This is a genomic window from Bacillus sp. EB106-02-03-XG38, assembly GCF_058792175.1.
In genome coordinates this window covers 1,605,397-1,623,429 of record NZ_JBYTED010000001.1, presented here as the reverse complement: position 1 = coordinate 1,623,429, position 18,033 = coordinate 1,605,397, and the positions used below count along the sequence as shown (strand labels likewise).

Annotated in this window: 18 protein-coding genes and 1 pseudogene; 10 read left to right on the top strand and 9 right to left on the bottom strand. The window is 33.4% G+C overall.

From position 1 onward, the window contains the following. The 4 genes from AC3WTI_RS08270 to AC3WTI_RS08255 all read left to right on the top strand — a co-directional run bounded on the left by AC3WTI_RS08270 (position 1) and on the right by AC3WTI_RS08255 (position 2,614). Complete coding sequence (locus AC3WTI_RS08270; protein ID WP_097841827.1) at positions 1–969, top strand: bile acid:sodium symporter family protein; 969 nt, start codon at positions 1–3, stop codon at positions 967–969. 12 nt (positions 970–981) lie between these two features. Further along, entirely contained in the window at positions 982–1,329 is a 348-nt protein-coding gene (locus tag AC3WTI_RS08265; RefSeq protein WP_097841826.1) for a DUF4260 domain-containing protein, read from the top strand. A gap of 23 nt (positions 1,330–1,352) precedes the next feature. Further along, positions 1,353–1,880, top strand: a complete 528-nt coding sequence (locus AC3WTI_RS08260; protein WP_097841825.1) for a GrpB family protein — start codon at positions 1,353–1,355, stop codon at positions 1,878–1,880. 134 nt (positions 1,881–2,014) lie between these two features. Next, positions 2,015–2,614: an FMN-binding negative transcriptional regulator gene (locus tag AC3WTI_RS08255; protein ID WP_078985193.1), complete on the top strand. Its 600-nt coding sequence runs from the start codon at positions 2,015–2,017 to the stop codon at positions 2,612–2,614. 73 nt (positions 2,615–2,687) lie between these two features. Here AC3WTI_RS08255 and AC3WTI_RS08250 read toward each other — a convergent pair whose 3' ends face one another. The 5 genes from AC3WTI_RS08250 to AC3WTI_RS08230 form a co-directional block, all read right to left on the bottom strand. After that, the gene (locus AC3WTI_RS08250; RefSeq protein WP_087958833.1) at positions 2,688–2,876 is read right to left on the bottom strand and encodes a Phr family secreted Rap phosphatase inhibitor; all 189 of its coding nucleotides are present in this window, start codon (positions 2,874–2,876) and stop codon (positions 2,688–2,690) included. Further along, on the bottom strand, positions 2,873–3,967 hold the full coding sequence (locus AC3WTI_RS08245; RefSeq protein WP_001102707.1) for a response regulator aspartate phosphatase: 1,095 nt from the start codon (positions 3,965–3,967) through the stop codon (positions 2,873–2,875). Before AC3WTI_RS08245 ends, AC3WTI_RS08250 begins: the two co-directional genes overlap by 4 nt. 254 nt (positions 3,968–4,221) lie before the next feature. After that, positions 4,222–5,688: a protein adenylyltransferase SelO gene (locus AC3WTI_RS08240; RefSeq protein ID WP_097841824.1), complete on the bottom strand. Its 1,467-nt coding sequence runs from the start codon at positions 5,686–5,688 to the stop codon at positions 4,222–4,224. A 177-nt stretch (positions 5,689–5,865) separates the two neighbouring features. Next, the gene (locus AC3WTI_RS08235; RefSeq protein WP_087958835.1) at positions 5,866–6,864 is read right to left on the bottom strand and encodes an NADP-dependent oxidoreductase; all 999 of its coding nucleotides are present in this window, start codon (positions 6,862–6,864) and stop codon (positions 5,866–5,868) included. Positions 6,865–6,976: 112 nt separating this feature from the next. Next, on the bottom strand, positions 6,977–7,378 hold the full coding sequence (locus AC3WTI_RS08230) for an ArsR/SmtB family transcription factor (RefSeq protein ID WP_087958836.1): 402 nt from the start codon (positions 7,376–7,378) through the stop codon (positions 6,977–6,979). A 475-nt stretch (positions 7,379–7,853) separates the two neighbouring features. Here AC3WTI_RS08230 and AC3WTI_RS08225 point away from each other — a divergent pair, with 475 nt between their 5' ends. The 4 genes from AC3WTI_RS08225 (at position 7,854) to AC3WTI_RS08210 (ending at position 12,708) form a co-directional block, all read left to right on the top strand. Beyond that, the gene (locus AC3WTI_RS08225; RefSeq protein WP_142305915.1) at positions 7,854–9,473 is read left to right on the top strand and encodes an FAD-dependent oxidoreductase; all 1,620 of its coding nucleotides are present in this window, start codon (positions 7,854–7,856) and stop codon (positions 9,471–9,473) included. Between the two features lie 339 nt (positions 9,474–9,812). Continuing rightward, positions 9,813–10,466 carry a hypothetical protein gene (locus tag AC3WTI_RS08220; protein ID WP_063262537.1) on the top strand — a complete coding sequence of 218 codons (654 nt, stop codon included), beginning with the start codon at positions 9,813–9,815 and terminating at the stop codon, positions 10,464–10,466. Continuing rightward, positions 10,453–11,232, top strand: a complete 780-nt coding sequence (locus tag AC3WTI_RS08215) for a hypothetical protein (RefSeq protein WP_063262600.1) — start codon at positions 10,453–10,455, stop codon at positions 11,230–11,232. The genes AC3WTI_RS08220 and AC3WTI_RS08215 overlap by 14 nt, the downstream gene beginning before the upstream one ends. 531 nt (positions 11,233–11,763) lie before the next feature. Then, entirely contained in the window at positions 11,764–12,708 is a 945-nt protein-coding gene (locus tag AC3WTI_RS08210) for a glycerophosphodiester phosphodiesterase (protein ID WP_087958839.1), read from the top strand. A 50-nt stretch (positions 12,709–12,758) separates the two neighbouring features. Here AC3WTI_RS08210 and AC3WTI_RS08205 read toward each other — a convergent pair. The 3 genes and pseudogenes from AC3WTI_RS08205 to AC3WTI_RS08195 form a co-directional block, all read right to left on the bottom strand. Then, positions 12,759–13,435 (bottom strand): annotated as a pseudogene (locus AC3WTI_RS08205) (YdcF family protein). 93 nt (positions 13,436–13,528) lie between these two features. After that, positions 13,529–14,038 carry a DUF3916 domain-containing protein gene (locus tag AC3WTI_RS08200; protein WP_087958840.1) on the bottom strand — a complete coding sequence of 170 codons (510 nt, stop codon included), beginning with the start codon at positions 14,036–14,038 and terminating at the stop codon, positions 13,529–13,531. A gap of 2 nt (positions 14,039–14,040) precedes the next feature. Continuing rightward, a complete protein-coding gene (locus AC3WTI_RS08195; RefSeq protein WP_097841822.1) occupies positions 14,041–14,883 on the bottom strand; it encodes a LysR family transcriptional regulator in 843 nt (280 codons plus the stop codon). Positions 14,884–14,968: 85 nt separating this feature from the next. Here AC3WTI_RS08195 and AC3WTI_RS08190 point away from each other — a divergent pair, with 85 nt between their 5' ends. Then, complete coding sequence (locus AC3WTI_RS08190) at positions 14,969–16,201, top strand: MFS transporter (RefSeq protein WP_142286768.1); 1,233 nt, start codon at positions 14,969–14,971, stop codon at positions 16,199–16,201. A 110-nt stretch (positions 16,202–16,311) separates the two neighbouring features. Here AC3WTI_RS08190 and AC3WTI_RS08185 read toward each other — a convergent pair whose 3' ends face one another. Next, the gene (locus AC3WTI_RS08185; protein ID WP_087958842.1) at positions 16,312–16,542 is read right to left on the bottom strand and encodes a hypothetical protein; all 231 of its coding nucleotides are present in this window, start codon (positions 16,540–16,542) and stop codon (positions 16,312–16,314) included. A gap of 257 nt (positions 16,543–16,799) precedes the next feature. Between AC3WTI_RS08185 and AC3WTI_RS08180 the strand changes: the two genes are divergently transcribed. After that, positions 16,800–17,927 (top strand): serine hydrolase domain-containing protein, encoded by a 1,128-nt coding sequence (locus AC3WTI_RS08180; protein ID WP_087958843.1) that lies wholly within the window; start codon positions 16,800–16,802, stop codon positions 17,925–17,927. The last annotated feature ends 106 nt before the right edge of the window (positions 17,928–18,033 follow it).

Here is an 18,033-nt window from a genome sequence, read left to right as displayed (position 1 = left end):
GTGAAAGTACTAGAAGCGATAAGTAATATAGCTGGAAAGTATTTTGCATTTTGGGTTATTTGTATTGCTGCTATTGCATATTTCATTCCTGCTCCATTTCTCGGGTTAACGAGTTACATAACAATTTTACTCGGAGTTGTAATGTTTGGGATGGGATTAACATTAAAAGCTGTTGATTTTAAAATCATTGCTACAAAACCATTGCCAGTTATTATCGGTGTATGTGCTCAGTTTATTATTATGCCACTTGTCGCATACGTACTAGCCTACGTTATGAAGTTGCCAGCGGAATTAGCAGCTGGATTAGTGTTACTCGGTTCAGTACCGGGTGGCACTGCTTCAAATGTTATGGTTTATTTAGCAAAAGGGAACTTAGCGTTGTCTATTGCAATGACGTCATTATCAACGTTACTAGCACCGATTGCTACACCTCTTATTTTATTATTACTCGCGGGACAATGGATGCCAGTGAATGCTATGTCTATGTTTCTTTCTATCGTACAAGTTATTATCATACCTATTATTTTAGGATTAGTAGTGAAGAAGTTTTTCCCTACAACTGTTACGAAAGGAATGACTGTTATTCCGTTAATATCAGTTGTAGCAATTATCATTATTGTTTCAGCAGTAGTTTCAGCGAATGTAAGTAGCATTACTAGTTCAGGCCTACTTATCTTTATTGCAGTGATGCTTCATAATGCATTTGGCTTTTTACTCGGATATATAACAGCGTCCGTACTTAGACTAGACGAAGGGACAAGAAGAGCTATTTCAATAGAAGTAGGAATGCAAAACTCAGGTTTAGGTGTTGCGCTAGCAACAGCACATTTTGGACCAGCAGCTGCACTTCCAAGTGTATTAGCGGCAGTGTGGCATAACATTGCAGGACCGATTTTAGCAACTATCTGGTCAAAAAATGCAAAGAATACTTTCAGTGATGAAAATGTATCTATAAATATAGAAAAATAGGGATGGTAAAGAATGCAAAAACGTATTGTACATTTTGAAGGACTAGTTGTTTTCTTAGCCACGAGTTATGCGTATTCGATATATGAATTTAGTTGGATTATATTTTGGATATTCCTTTTAACGCCGGATTTATCAATGTTCGCGTATGGGATAAATAATCATGTAGGTGCTACAATTTATAATATATGTCACACATATATTATATCGATAATAATAGCTATTATAGGTGTCTATTTTAAGGTAGATACCGTTATAATGATTGGATTAATATGGACAGCGCATATTGGAATGGATCGAATGTTTGGATATGGATTGAAATATGCGACAGATTTTAAGGATACTCATATTCAACGGTTATAATTTGTTTTGAGAAGAGGGATAGGTTGAAACAGAGAATTGCTATCGAAGAATATAATGTCAAATGGGAAAGTGAATTTAATAAAATATACACTCTTATTAACAATGTAATGGAAGACAGCATTGTAACTATTGAACATGTTGGGAGTACATCTGTTAAAGGACTTGTATCAAAACCAATATTAGATATTGATATAGTGATAGAAGATTATGAAATTTTTCCCGAAGTAGCAAAAAGACTTGAAACGATAGGGTATTACCATCAAGTAGACTGGAGCTTCAAAGGAAGAGAGGCGTTTGGTAGAAAGGATGCTTTCGTTCCGTGGAGTGAAGAAAATACAGTTTGGATGGAACATCATTTATATGTTTGTGACAAAAATAGTGAAGAGTTAAGAAAACATTTAGCGTTTCGGAATTACCTTCGTGAACATGAAGATGCTGCTGCTGAATATGGGAGTTTAAAGAAAGAGTTAGCAAGAGAGTCGAAACATCGATCCAGTTATAGTGAAGGTAAGACGGCATTTATTACAAATATATTGGAAAAAATAAACTAAGGTCGCATTGAGTATATGCGGCCTATTCTTTTTTAATTGAGAGCTGCCATTATAAAACAAATATAAACTGGCCCTGTTGAATGCTACGAGACTTAAATATAATGAGAAATAAAAGATCGGAAAAGAGGGAGCTTATGTACGTACCAAAATATTTCGCAATAGAAGATGAAAAGATGAAGTATGAGATAATGGAACAAAATAGCTTTGCAACATTATTTTCTCAACATAACGGGGAACCATATGCAACGCATTTACCGTTGTTATTAAATAGGGAGACTCTAACTTTACATGGTCATTTCGCACGTCCGAATGAACAGTGGAAAGATAGTGAGAATCAAGAAGTGTTAGCTATATTCCAAGGACCACATAGCTACATATCTCCATCGTGGTATGAAACAAACAATGCAGTACCAACATGGAATTACGTTGCAGTGCATGTATATGGGGAATTAGAAATTGTTGAGGATGAACAGGAATTATTAAATTCTCTTCAAGAGTTAGTACATAAATATGAAGATCCAGAGAGCACCTACTCACTTAATGATGTAGATCCGAATTATATGGGAGGATTAAGTAAAGGGATAGTTGGTTTTAAAATTAAGATTAGTAAAATAGAAGGAAAAGCGAAATTAAGTCAAAATCATTCTGTGGCAAGAAGAAAATTAGTTGTGGAGGAACTTGAGAAAGTTGGTAGTGAGGGGAGTAGGGGGATTGCGGAGTTGATGAGAAAATAAAGTCTACATCAAAGGGAGATATTCTAAATAAGCGTATTTAAAAAGACCTTCTTAATTGAAGGTCTTCCGTTTTTTAAAGTGCTTTTTCAGCTGTTGTTGAGTTGTAGTCTTTACTTGCGTCAACAGATTGAACAAGGTCAGGTCTTTGTGGTGCAGGAAGATCAGCATGACCCGCTTGGTATGTAAATGAACTATGAATACCAGTAGCTAGAATACCGAAAACAGATAGTCCTAAAAAAACAGAGCTAATTTTTTTAATCATTTCAATGCCCCTTTCTCAAACGTTTTTTCTTTTGCTTGTAACGCTTTATGAAAATATTCACTTGCCTTAATGTGGTTATTTTCACTATAAAATTTAACAGCTAATTTTTCTGAGTATTCTTGAGTGTAGTTATATAATAATTCTTTGTCGAAAAACGTAATTCCTTTAAGAATAATTGTTTCTAATTCTTCAGAAGCAACATTATTATTTAGTTCGTTTAGAATTTTAAAATGATATATATATTCTTCATTATTTAATTCAGTACAAATTTTTAACCCTTTTTGGATTAACCCTTCAGCAATACTAGTTTCATCTAGTTTAGAGTGTTCTCTTGCTTGCAAGAAGAGAGCTTTGAAATGTGTAGGTTTCTTTTCAGTTACTTCTGATAGGTGACGGATTGCGAGTGTGGAGAGGTTTTGACTCGCATATAACCAACCCAAATTATTACGTACACTTAAAATTAATTCTTTTTCATTAGATTTTTGTAAAAGGTGTATTGCTGAATTATATTGTTCTTCCGCTTGTTCATATTGTTTTAAATATACAAATGAGGCACCTAATGTATTTTTGCATAATCCAACTTTAACTTCGTAGCCAGTATGTTTATCGAAAATCTCTTTAGCCTTAGTTGCATATTCAATGGATTCAATTGGTTGATAGAAGTGATAATGGAAAATCGCCATTCGATAATAAAATTCAGCATGCTCTAGATTATCAGTGTTATTTACTAGTAATAACTTAGCTTGTTCATAATGTTCGCTAGCTAAGTTATAGTCTGTGGTTAAAGTTGCATAAATGCCTTTAAAGAAGTGATAGTAGTAAGCCAGTGGATGGTTGGATGAGATTAAGTAAGAATCTATTTTATCAAAACAATCTTTTGAAATACTTAAACTATCTACTAAAACTTTATATCGAAAGTCTAGTAAGGAATGATATAATGCTAAGTTTTCATCTTCTTCAAAGTTTAGTTCCTTTTCCTCAATTTCATGCTTTAAGTTTGTCGCCTGGGACACATCTTGTTTAAGCATAGCTAAATACCAATCATTAAATAATTTCGTAATTTGTTCATTACCTTGTAGTTGAACGTTCATGAAATCCCCTCGCTTTTTGAATATTCTTATAAAATATATTATCAAAAATAACAATATTTAGAAATGTAATTTTTATTTCTCAATATTTGTTTAACGAGCTTATGAGCAAGTCTATTGGAATAGTTTAATTTTTGTTTTTGAGTAAAGAAAAGGAATCGGGAAAGGTGCATTTTAAAGTTCTAGTTGAGAGGGGAGAATATAAAAAGGTGTGTTCACACAATCTGTATGAACACACCTTTTTACATGTTAAACAATCAAGTCCCACAAAAAGTACGATAAGGACGATTCGTCGGTGCAGGTGGAACGCAGTATTCTTCTTGCTCTGTAGCATACGCATAAGGATTGGATAGAGCTTCAAGAAGTTTTTCCATTACGCTATAGTCGCCATTTGTGACAGCTGCTTCTAGTGCTTCTTCTACGCGGTGGTTCCTTGGGATGATGGATGGGTTATTATTTTTCATCATTTCGTAGGTGTTTTCCTTCGATTCTTCTTGTCTTTCTAATCGAGATTGCCACAGTTTGTACCATTCTTTAAATTCAGGACTTTCAAATAGAGCTGTATTTTCGATCGTATCAAGAGTTAAAGAACGGAATGTATTTGTGTAATCTGCTTTATGTTTCTCCATCATTTTTAAAAGTTGCTCAATAAGTGATTGATCTTGGCCCTCATTGCTAAATAGTCCTAATTTCTTTTTCATTCCAAGGAACCATTGGTTTTCATACTGTACGCTAAATTTTGAAATTTCGTCTTGAGCAATCTTGAGTGCTTCTTCTTCATCTTCGTGCAAAATAGGTATTAAAGATTCAGCTAGTCGCGCCAGGTCCCATGCAGCCATATATGGCTGATTTCCATATGCGTAGCGACCTTGTGTATCGATAGAGCTAAATACAGTTCCTTGGTCGTAATTGTCCATAAAGGCACAAGGGCCGTAATCAATCGTTTCTCCGCTAATTGTTATATTGTCAGTGTTCATTACGCCGTGAATAAATCCAACAAGTTGCCATTTAGCGATGAGATTTGCTTGTTTCTTTATAACTTCTTGTAGTAGTGCAGTATATCGGTTTTCATGAGCTTCAATTTCTGGATAATGCCTTTTTATCGTATAGTCAGCTAGTGATTGTAGATCCTCGATAGAACCACGAGCAGCAGCATATTGAAATGTGCCGACGCGTATATGACTGCTAGCGACTCTAGTTAAAATTGCTCCAGGTAATTTTGTTTCACGATAGGTTGGTTCACCAGTTGTGACAACTGCTAAACTGCGAGTAGTCGGAATATCGAGTGCATACATTGCTTCACTAATAATATACTCACGTAGCATTGGACCGAGTGCAGCACGACCATCACCACGGCGTGAATACGGAGTAGGGCCAGAACCTTTCAGTTGAATGTCAAAACGTTTACCTGAAGGAGTAATTTGTTCACCTATTAAAAGGGCACGACCGTCGCCTAACATATTAAAATGTCCGAATTGATGACCTGCATATGCTTGAGCTAATGGATGAGCTCCTTCTGGGAGAGCATTACCAGCGAAAATAGCAATTTCAGCTTCCTTTTTCAATTCTTCAGGATTAAAGCCAAGAGATATTGCGAGTGAATGATTTAGTTTAACTAGCTCCGGTGAACTTACTGGAGTAGGGGGGATTTCTGTATAAAATGATTGTGGTAAAGTCGTATAACTATTATCTAAATTCCAACCAGTTTCATTTTTTTTAGTCATTTTATCTCCTCCTTGTTTATTTTTTTATTATGTATTTGTACGTATGTATTCTTTGTAAAATTAGCTAAAAGTATAATATGATATTTCCCCTTGCAATCTATTGTAAGGACTTCACTGCACTATGTCTATTTAACAGCAAATATAACAACTCCATTTAAAAAAATGGAGTTGTTATTACTATCTAATTTTTACGATTATTTTTCCTTTTGCTCTTCCAGCCTCTGAATATTCCATTGCTTTTTGCGCATCTTCAAAAGGGAAAACTCGATCGATGACCGGTTTGATTTCACCAGCTTCAATATAGTTTGCGATAGTACGTAATTGATCTCCACTTGGCTTCATAAATAAAAATGAATATTGCGCATTATGCTTCTTTTCAAGTGCTGTAAGTTTTTTGCTCGCTAATGAAAATAAGAGTGTTTTAAAAAATCCGGAACCAAACTCTTTACCGAAACGAGCATTTGGCATTCCTGAAACGGAAACAATGTTGCCGCCGCCTTTTATAATATCGAATGATTTTTCAAGTGTTGTACCGCCGATTGTATCAAATACTGCATCATAATCTTTTAGTATTTCTTCAAATTTTTCTGTTTTGTAATTAATAATTTCATCTGCGCCAAGAGACTTTACTAAATCGGAACCAGCTTCACTAGCAGTTGTTGTAACGGTAGCGCCCATTATTTTTGCTAACTGAATTGCGAAAGTACCGACACCACCAGACCCAGCGTGAATTAATATTTTTTGTCCTTTTTGTAAATGCATAATGTCATGTAGTGCTTGATATGATGTTAAGCCAACGAGTGGAATCGACGCCGCTTCCTCAAAACTTAAATTTTTTGGTTTGAAAGCTATATCATCCTCATGAATGGCTATATATTCCGCAAAAGTACCGATTTTATTTTTTCTTGGACGTGCATATATTTCATCGCCGACTTTAAAACGAGTCACTTTTGATCCAACCTTTACGATGACACCGGAAAAGTCATTACCAAGAATTAAGGGCATTTCATATTTAAGTAACATCTTTACTTTTCCATCGCGTATTTTAAAGTCAATTGGGTTAATACTAGCTGCATGAATTTCTGCGAGTACTTCATGCTCATTTATTTCAGGAGTAGGTACCTCTGCCATACGCATTGGAACTTTCCCGTACTTATCAATTATCATTGCTTTCATTTCTTATACCTCCACATTTCAATAAAGTGAAACTTTAACCAGTGGGGGGTTCTTCATCCCCCACTGGTTATTAGCCCTCACCAATCGGACTTTTATGGGCATTTGATCCCCATCAAACTTCTTTGCTTTCGCTGAATTTTGAGGTGGGGGTCTTACTGCCCGTTAAAGTGGGATAAAAGTTGTGCAATAGTTGTTCAATATCTAATACAAGATTTTTTAATAAGCCTAATTTTGTACGTATATCAATATAATAAAAGTTTTTTGTACCTTCTTTTCGCATTAAAATAATACCGGCTTCTCGTAAAATTCTAAGGTGATGTGATACTGCTGGTCGAGAAAGATGTGTTTGTTTCGTAATTTCACCTACACGTAATCCGGTTTGACATTCTGTTTCCATGAGAACTAACAAAATAGCTTGCCGTGTTTCATCACCAATTGCCAATAATACTTTTTGAGAATCAATAAAATCTTTTTTTATAACGTTTAATTGTTCTTGTTTATTCATTTCAATCACTTTACCTCCAATGAATTAGTCGAAAGGTTTAAGATGATGGACCATTACATCGATACGGTAATGCTACATCATTGTTATATGAGCTGCAATATTGGGAAAGAAAATCGAGACGAATGAAATTTTATGAGTTGAAAATGGTAGGAGGATAGAAAAGACTTTAATAATACGTTGTTTACAGATGAGAAAGGATAAGGATTTTTAAAAAGATAAGCGGTCGTACCCTGAATAACTTATAGGGGTACGACCGCTTATCATGTTTTTATTATGTTGGTGTCTACTAAAGTGAGTTTTTTCGTTTTACTCTTTCAAACATGCATAATTCAAGCAGATTATAGATGTTTGAAAAAGTAAAAGTAATTTTGGGCGTAATCTATCTATATGATAATTTAAAATGAAATATAAGTCTATATCTTTGTTGTTTTTTTGATTATATTTATATCACTGAGCTCAGAACAATGATGTGGAGGGTAAATATATGAAATCGAATTACGTACCGGTTTTAATTGTTGGAGGAGGATTATCAGGGTTAGCATCTGCGCTATTCCTTGCAAAACATAACGTTGATTATTTACTAGTTGAAAGGCACCCGTCTACTGCAATTCATCCAAAAGCGGGTGGAATCACTTTTCGTACGATGGAGTTATTTCGAGAATTAGGTTTAGAACAAAAAATTAGATTGACGGGTAAAGCATTAGAAAATTGCCGTGGAAGAATAGCAGTTCATACAATAGCTGAAGCGAATAAGGAAGAATTAGCAAAAATGCGGGCGAACCAGTATGGAAACGATGAGAAGTTACTTCAAAAAATAGAAGAGATTAGTCCATCAAAACAAACGGCTTGTTATCAAATTACTTTAGAAGAGATGATGTTACAAGAAGCGAGAACACTAGGCGGAGAGTTATCTTTTTATCATGAATTAGTTTCTTATGAACAAAATGAGCAAGGAGTAATCGCAATGATTCGGGATCGCGAAACGGAAGAAGAAAGTATTATTTATTGTGATTATGTAATTGCCGCGGATGGAGCGAAAAGTAAAATACGTAAGCAACTAAGGATAAGTACGGAAGGAAGAGGTACAATCGGTGGCTATTATATGAATATTTATTTTGAAGCGGATTTAAGTGAGTTTATACAAGGAGATGCATTTGGTTTTACTATGATACTTCATCCTGAAGTTCTTGGTGCGCTTATTCCAGTTGATAACGAAAGAAGATGGATTTACCATGTATCCTACGATCCGTTAAAAGGAGAGCGACCAGAGGATTTCACTATAGAACGTTGTAAACAAATTATTCAAACAGCAATTGGAAGTACAAAAGTTGAGTCAGAAATAGTAAGTGTTTTACCGTGGGAAGCGACTGAAAGTACTGCTGCAAAATTTCAAGATAATCGCATTTTTTTAGTTGGTGATTCTGCCCATATTATGCCGCCAACTGGAGGGTTTGGTTCAAATACAGGGATACAAGATACGCACAATCTAGCTTGGAAATTAGCGGCAGTTATAAAAGGGAAGGCAAATTCAAAATTGTTAGAAACATATCATGAAGAGAGGTATCCTGTTGCAAAATTAACGACGGAGTATGCGAGTAGTTTATTGTTCCGTGCTGCGAATAGAGAAGAAGGCAGTTTGAATAATATGGATGGTTTAGCTGTAACTGTCGGGTATCAGTATTGTTCAAAAGCAATACTAGATGAATCAGCCACTCCACATAGAATGGATATCGTAGATTTGAATGGAAGACCTGGAACACGAGCACCGCACTTTTGGGGGATGTATAAAGGGAAAGAAGTTTCTATATTAGACTTATTTGGTAACAATTTTGTATTACTTACTGGAGTAGACAATAGTTTTTGGGCTGAAGCTGTATATGATGTTTCATCTAAATTAGGGATAAATATTAATGTGTATCGAGTAGGGGTAAGCGGAGACTTTATTGCTCAAGAAAATGTTTTTCGTGAATTATATGGGATAGAAAATGAAGGAATTGTATTAATTAGACCAGACGGCTTTATTGGATGGCGTTCGGAAAAAGCAGTGGTAAATCCAGATGTAATGCTGGAGGAGGTAATGAGTAATTTATTATGTGTTTTTTAAGTAACTACGGAAGTATTGTCTTATATAGGACGATGCTTCTATTTTTTAGCTAATAAAAATTATGTAGTGTAGAGGCATTATTTTAAATTACCCCCCCTTTTTTTTATTAGAATTTTTTAAGTTTTTAGTTTTAAATTATATCTATCGCTAGATTAGATTATCTTTTTATTGTATTATTTTTCCTAGAGATTATATATTACGCTAGAGAGTTGAATTGTTTGAATGTTGAATTTATTTTTGTCAAATAAATATATGTATGAATTAGCATATTTGATAATGAGGTTACGATTGTAATCGGAGCAACTTTAGATAAAATTTTTTAGTTTTTAGGAGAGTAATATGGAAAAATATCACGGGAAAAGCACAGAACAAATTATTCAGAAATTGATGCCTGGCAGTGTAAGATCGAGTGTCGTTATGGTGTGGGTAGTTATTAATTTTATGATTTTGACCCCATTTTTATTTCCTCCAACCTTTACCATATACTTATATATAATTTTACCTTTTCTTTTGATTGCTAATATATGGGGAGTATGGGTATTTTTTTATAAACCAAATGAGCCAAGGTTGGTACACATTTTATATAATGGATTTATGGGAATAACTTTTTCTTTTGGAAGCTTTATAGTGATTCAAAAGCTTGCATATACTTTTATTAAAATTGAAACACCTCTGTTTTTTATTGTTACTTTTCTGCTTTACATTCTTACAATCTATAAATTAATTTCTATTGGAATGAAAAGTTTTTTAAGGCGATTAAACAATGAAGAAAATGACAATATAAAAATTTCTCCAATTGTTTATTTATCAGGATTGGGATATGTTATTGGACAAATATGTATAGGTACATTATCACAAAACGGTTTAGCGACGGTATTAATTTTAGTCTTTTCTTTATTTGCTATTGTGCTTAGTATATCTGGAGTATATATATGGGTATATGTTGATTTGAAGAGGAAGGAAATGGATGGGATGCATAATGGACAAATATAATGGCAAAAACATAGTTGATTGTATGCGAATATTAATACCATTTGATATAAGAAATATTGTAGGGGCCTTTGTGTGGGTTATCATGAATTTTATGCTACTCATCATTTTATTCATATTTCCACCGTACAATATATACTCTTACGCAGCTTTTCCATTTTATGTGATATGTAATCTATGGGGAATTTGGGTTTCTATTCATAAGCCTCGGCAGCCTCAATTGCAACATTTACTATATTCTGGATTTGTTTCGTTAAGTATTTCATTTTGTAGTTTTATAGCTGTGCAAAAGTTAGCTTATGAATTCTTAAAAATAGATTCACCTTTATTTTTTATTCTATCGCTTATTGCATATAGTTTAATTGTTTATAAATCTGAATTATTCTGGATTAAATATTTTACAGCTCGCTTAAGAGGGATAACCGATCAAAATGTGAAAATCCCTAAAATTTTATTTTTTTCAAGCTTAGGTTATATAATTGGTCAAATTAGTATTGGAATTTTGAGCCAAAAGGCTTTGGCTATTTTATTAATCATTCTCGCCTCATTTTTTTCCGTTGTGTTCTTAGCGCTAAGTACACATTTGTATTTTTACTTTGATTTCAAAAAACAAGGTATTACTTCGCGACATTTAAAAGAATTATATTTTCAAAAGAAGCCTAAACTGTCAAGGAAGGAAAGGAGACAATCCGTGGCTGCTTCGGGACATGTAAATATACCACATTCTCAAAAGAAACCTAAACTTGCAAGAAAGGATATACAAAATTAAGAATTTGTAATTAAGTAAAGCCTAGATTTACGTAAATATCATGTCAAATGACAATAGAATTTTATCTTGTATGAATGGAAATTAAAGAAGTTAGATAGGAATCGGGCTGTTCGGAAAAATTCGATGTGTTCAAATACTAATCAGTATAAGATAGATATATAACTTATACTGATTAAAGCTTTACCGTACTGAAAAAATAATATTCACAAATATTAATAGGTTTGGTATGATTAATTTCGACAAGTTAATCGAGGCCGGAGATATTTGAGATAAGCCATAAATTTATTTAGGGATGCAATAGTGTCCTCTAAATAATTTATGGCTTTTTTTATTGATGAACTGTAATCAATAAGGAGTTACATGTGAATAGGAGGGATATAGAAAATAAATAGTATAGTAATAACACAGGGGAATTGTATTTGTAAGATTGGAAATTTAATATAAGCTTATAAAAATAATGAAAGTATATCTTCTATTTCGTGTAAATCTCATTAACTTGTTGAAATTTACAACGTAGGAAGGGTTAAAAGGATGAGAAAAATTATTAGCGTATTAGTTATATTCTTTATGACGGGAAGTATTTTTGCTGGGGGAGCTGTTCATGCGAAAGCAGAAGGGAAGCATGAGTGGAATAAGAATAAGTTTTTAAATATTGCACATCGCGGAGCAAGTGGACATGCACCTGAGCATACTTTTGCTTCTTATGATTTAGTGAAAAAAATGAAAGCGGATTATTTGGAGTTAGATATTCAATTAACTAAGGATGGCCAATTAATTGCAATGCATGATACAGCAGTTGATCGCACGACAAATGGAACAGGCGAAGTACGAGATAAAACGTTAAGCGAAATAAAGAGTTTAGATGCAGGATCGTGGTTCAATAAAGCGTATCCAGAAAAGGCTAAGCAAGAGTATGTTGGTCAAAAAGTTCCGACTCTTGAAGAAATTTTCCAAAAGTACGGAAGAAGCATGAAGTATTACATTGAAACAAAATCACCAGATGTGTATCCAGGAATGGAAGAGAAATTATTAGCTTTATTAAATAAATATAATTTAGTAGGTCAAAACATGTCTTCTAGCCGTGTTATGATTCAATCATTTAGTAAAGATAGTTTAACAAAGATTCATAGTATGAATAAAAATATTCCGCTAGTTCAACTGCTTTGGTATTATCCAAATGAAAACAATGAGATTGTTGAATGGTCTGGCATTACACATGAACCGAAAAGTGTAACAAATGAAGATTTTCAAGAAATTAAAAAGTATGCAGTTGGTATTGGACCGAACTTACGTAATGATAACGGAGAACTAATTATTGATGAGTCATATATGAAATTGGCTAGGAAAAATGGACTGTTAATTCATCCTTATACAATTAATGAGAAACCAGATATGAGATTGTTAATGAAATGGGGTGCCACAGGAATGTTTACAAATTATCCTGATCGACTACATAGTGTGTTAAAAGAAAAATAAAGTGAGATAACAAAAAAGGTATACCGGTGTTTTAGGTATACCTTTTTCTATTATGCTAGATTATAGTAGTAGGATACATATTCTTCTAAACCTTCAACCTCTTTTTCAGGTGGCTCAATACCGCCTTTTCTACCATAGCAAATATTTCTCAAGTATTCTCCAAAAATCATAGAGCGACTCTTTTCATTTTCCATCCAATTATATCTATTAATTATAAACTCACCATCGAAACTTGTATCAAATGTAAATGGAATACAAGTAACAGTGTTAGGTAAATGTTTTTTAATACTCTATATTGCCGACCAGCTCCTAAACTTTTGCATACAAATAGTAGCCGATTAATTTTTGTGAAATCAAAAATCTTTTTCGCTTCCATTACATTAGCGATAGAATGAAGGGAGTTTGTCTCGAATATGATAGCGTCTTTTGGTATGCTATGTTCCATTAATTTATTTACAATTACTTCTGCTTCTGACAAATCCCTGTAATTCCAGCTCGGATGTTTCATGCCATGTAAACTAGTACCACCTGTAACGATAATTTTGTTTCCTAAACCTTGTCGATAAGCTTTTAGAGGAGCTTGCCAATTGCCAGGATGAGAGCCGCCGAAAACGAAAATGGCATCACATTTTTGTGGTGTTATTTCTTTTAGAAAAGTGATTTCTGTAATTTGATCGATTTGTTTTTTCGTAAGAGTAGGGACATCAGGATATTTGGAGATTACCATGTGAAAACCTCCTATATAGTAAAATGATGAATTCATTATATAGCGATTTTGTTAGGTGGAAAAAGGGAAGCTTTTCATTCGAAAGTACCCCTTTTAAGATAACTCTCCAATAAACCAAATCTCATTTTCATCGATTGCATCTTCATCATAAATGACTTCTTGAAAATGCAACATTTGGGCAGTAGGACAAATTAAAATTCCCCATACCTTCCAAAAATCAGATTCATTTGAAAGAGGAATCCATTTTTGAAATTTACTATTTCTATTAAAGAAATTATGAAAGTAGTCTTCATTTTTAAATATAATGATTTGTGAGTCCCACAAACTTTCTATAGAAATCAAAACAACAACTCGATATGTATGTGTATCGCTCGGTTTTATTTTTATTAAATGGTTTGCTTGATTTAATAGAGTTTGTATACATAATCGTTTTACTTTTCTAGGTGTTTTACACGAATTGATAAAAGCTTGGGAAACTGGTAATGGCATATACCAATATTCATCGTAATAGAAAGCAGAAGGGAACGTTTTTGTATGTTTTTCAATTCGCTTTATCATTGTGTTTGTTTTACGCTTCATCCCACGTATTTTCTTTTCACGCATTGTTAAATCATCTCCATAAATTTTTGTAATGCAGCTGAGTGATATATATCTTTTCTAGAGATAAAAGTAGTAGGAACTTTTTTGAATCTATTAGGTAAAGGATTAAATGATAAGTTATGTGCATGACCATTTAATATAGATTTCATCATGATTGCTACGCCCATATTTGATTTTACACAGGCGAGTATTGCTTCAATTGTTCCAAACTCTAATACTCGTTTAGGCGAGATGCCTTCTTCTTGAAGCCAGTCTTCTAATAAACTTCTATAATAGCAACCGTGACTAAAAGCGAGTAAATTCATATCTTCTATATTTTTAAGAGAGGATAAAGTGTTTTTACTAATGAGAACTAATTCTTCTTCACGAAATACCTTTGTATGAAGTTCAGTATGCTGAGTAGATCCTGCTATAAACGCTCCGTCTAGTTTTCGTTCTAACACAAGCCTAATTAGTTGTTCGGTCGTATTTGTTTCTAAAATCAATTCGACTTCTCGGTATTTCTCATAATAGGCCGTTAATATAGATGGCAGCCTTACCGCGGTTGTAGATTCTGTACACCCGATTTTCAAAGTCCCTTTAGGATCAGTTCCATTACTTTGAACCGTTATTATAGATTGATCCATTAAGTTTATAATTTGTTTGGCGTATGTTAATAAAATCTCACCGTTGGAAGTTAAAGTTACCCCTTTTCCGTTACGATAAAATAAAGGTACACCTAATTCATTTTCTAGTTGTTTCATACGCATTGTTACGCCTGATTGTACATAGTTCAAATTTTTAGCTGCGTGAGAAATATTACTTTCTTTTGCAACTTCGTAAAATACAGTTAAATCTTTTATGTCCATGCATCTTCCCTCCGAAAAGGTATCAATTTTTTTGATGGATTATATGATGAATCTTTATTTTATATGATATCAGAACTTTCATACAATGGAAGGGGATGGAGGGATTACAGTGTTAATCGAAGAAAGGATGAATCGTGCTAATAAGTGGGTTATGTTAATTTTTGCGACGATTGCTCAAACAACGGCGACACTTATAACATATGGTGTCGGAGCTTTCTCTTTATTTTGGAAAGAAGAATATGCGCTTACGAATATGGAGAGTGGATTATTAGTAAGTGTTGTAAATGTTGGACCGTTATTTTGTATGCTTTTGGCCGGTCGGTTACTCGATCAATATAATGAAAAGTTGTTGATTTCTATCAGTTCATTTTTGCTAGGAGGTTCGTTTTTACTAACTAATATAGTAAATGGATTTAATGTTCTATTATTTGTACTTTTATTAGTAGGAATGTTCTATAGTGTTTCTCAGCCAGGAGGAAGTAAAGTGATTTTAAAATGGTTCCCAAATGAAAACCGCGGATTAGCGATGGGAATAAGGCAAGCTGGTATACCAATTGGTGGTGCGTTAACAGGAGTGCTAATCCCGTTTTTGGCAATACAATATAATGTGACTTACGCGATAAATAGTATGGCATGCATTTGTATAATTGGAGGATTATTATTTTTTATGTTTTATAAAGAGCCATATGTTCAAGAGGATGCAAGGAAAGAACATATTAAAATTTCTTTTTGGACGCAGCTAAAAGTAGTGATACGTAAAAAAGAGTTGTATCCAATATATATAACGGGTATTTGCATGATTTCATTACAAATGGTGTTAGTTGGACACTTCATGAAATTTTTAGTAAGAGAACAAACTATTACATCTATTGTAGCTGGAACAGTATTTTCAGTGATGTTCTTTTCTGGAATGATTGGCCGTGTTGTATTAGCAGCTAGTAGTGATTTGTTTTATAAAGGTAATCGGCGCACGCCATTATTTATTGCTGTCTGTACTTCTATCGGTTTAATTCTATTGTTAGTCATGGGCATACATACAGTAACCAGTGGAGTGTTGTATGGTGTAAGTGCATTGTTAGGCTTCTTTTCAATTGGTTGGTTTAGTCTTTTTATCGTCGAAGTTACTGAATTGGCAAGTGAAGAATCTGTGGGAATAACAGTTAGTTTGGCACTTACATTTAATCAAATTGCGATTATTGTTGCACCTGTTTTATTTGGTTATATTGTCGATGAGAAAGGATATACGTATGCGTGGTTGTGTATAGTGATGTTATTAAGTATCTCGGCAGTGAGTTTATATCGTAAAAATAAAAAATAAAAGAAAGTTAGCAATGTAAATTTTTTATGAAGAAAGTCTAAAGAAATGCCGAAGGAGCGACATTTCTTTTTTTATATGTTGTATAATCAAAATATAAATGAGATTCGTTTTCAATACCGTTCATTGCCTCTTTTGAAGTTGCCTGTAACTTTAGCCATAATGAGTTGTTTTTCTGTATCGTTATGTGCATGATTTATTTTATTTATAAATTTTTCAGCATCATTTCCTTTTAATATCATAATTTGTTTTCCGTAATATTCAATTAAAACTATGTTGTTTTTTGTTACTCTGTAATGGAACATCATATCATCTAAACGATTGCGTTTATCAGTATTTTTCATGTTTATAACTCCTTTTTGATAATGTGTAACAAATGTTACATAATCTGTTGAAATTATAGTAGAGTGTATCCGATTGTAAGGTGGAAATTTTGCAAGAAAGAAATACAATAGAGAGTAGCCAAAAACTCAATGTGAGAAAAAGGAATCTAGTTCATTTAGGTGAATAATAGGTAGTATTATAAAATATTTGAAAATTAAAAGATATAGAACAGAATGGATGCGCGTTAAGTGAAACTAGATAAAAGAGGGTTCCTAATATGCTAAAGAAATGGTTAATTGTTTTCTTTATTTTTGCTATTTTTTGTGGGAGTGTCGTTGCACTAATACATGCAAATAAAGGTAAGAAATATGATATAAAGGCATTTTCTAATGTAAATAGTAAGCAAAAGGATGATATGCAAGAAGTTGATGCAAATGAGAAGCAGCGTTATGAAGTTGTAGCTGGAAAACTAGATCAATATTTAAAAGATAAAGGATTTAATGGGAGTGTTCTTGTAGCTAGTAAAGACCATGTAATTTTACGAAAAGGTTATGGTTATGCGAATGTGAAAGATAAAGTAGTAACAACGCCAAGAACGAAATATCGCATTGGTTCAATTACGAAAACAGTCGTTGCAATATCTATTATGCAGTTAAAAGAAAAAGGAAAATTAAATATTGAAGACAATGTAAATAAGTATATTCCATCGTTTCCGGCAGATAAAAACATTACATTGCGAAATTTGTTAACACACACGTCCGGCTTACCAGATCAGGGACAAGGTAGGGTGAATGCGGCGTCACGTTTAAAGTTAGTAACGTGGATTGGAGGGCAAAAATTGCAATTTCCTGCAGGGACAGGCTGGAAATATACAGACTATAATTATATGGTACTTGCGTATATTGTAGAAAAGATAGCAAATAAACCGCTCGCTGAATATGTGAAAGAAAATATTTTTACTCCTGTTGAAATGCATGAATCTGGAATGGGTGCAACTCTCCCTGAAGATATTTTTTTAGCAGAAGGCTATACGAGAAAAGATAATGAGTTAATAGCTGCACCTCGCTTAAAAATGAACTGGTTGTACGGGTGTGGTGAAATGTATACGACTGTTGAAGATATGAAAAGGTTAGATGAGGCTATTATGGATGGGAAATTGCTCTCTAAACAAAGTGTATTAGATATGTTTACTGCATCACCCGCAAGAAAATATGGATTTAGTTTCTATACGTATCCAGATTATTATCATAACCACGGGGTATTAGCAGGTTGGAATACTTTTAATAATTTTAACTGGGATAAAAAAACGTTCGTCATATTATTCTCTAACGTTCAAAATGGTATGAATGATACATTTAATCAAGAGTTTAGGAAAATGGCGAATGATTTAATAGAAGGAAAATAATAATTTTAAAATCGGTATTGATATGTAATTATCAATATCGATTTTTTTTGCGTAAAGTTTGGCTTACTAAATAAGTAGGTGAGGTAGTTAGTATTTGAATAAATAT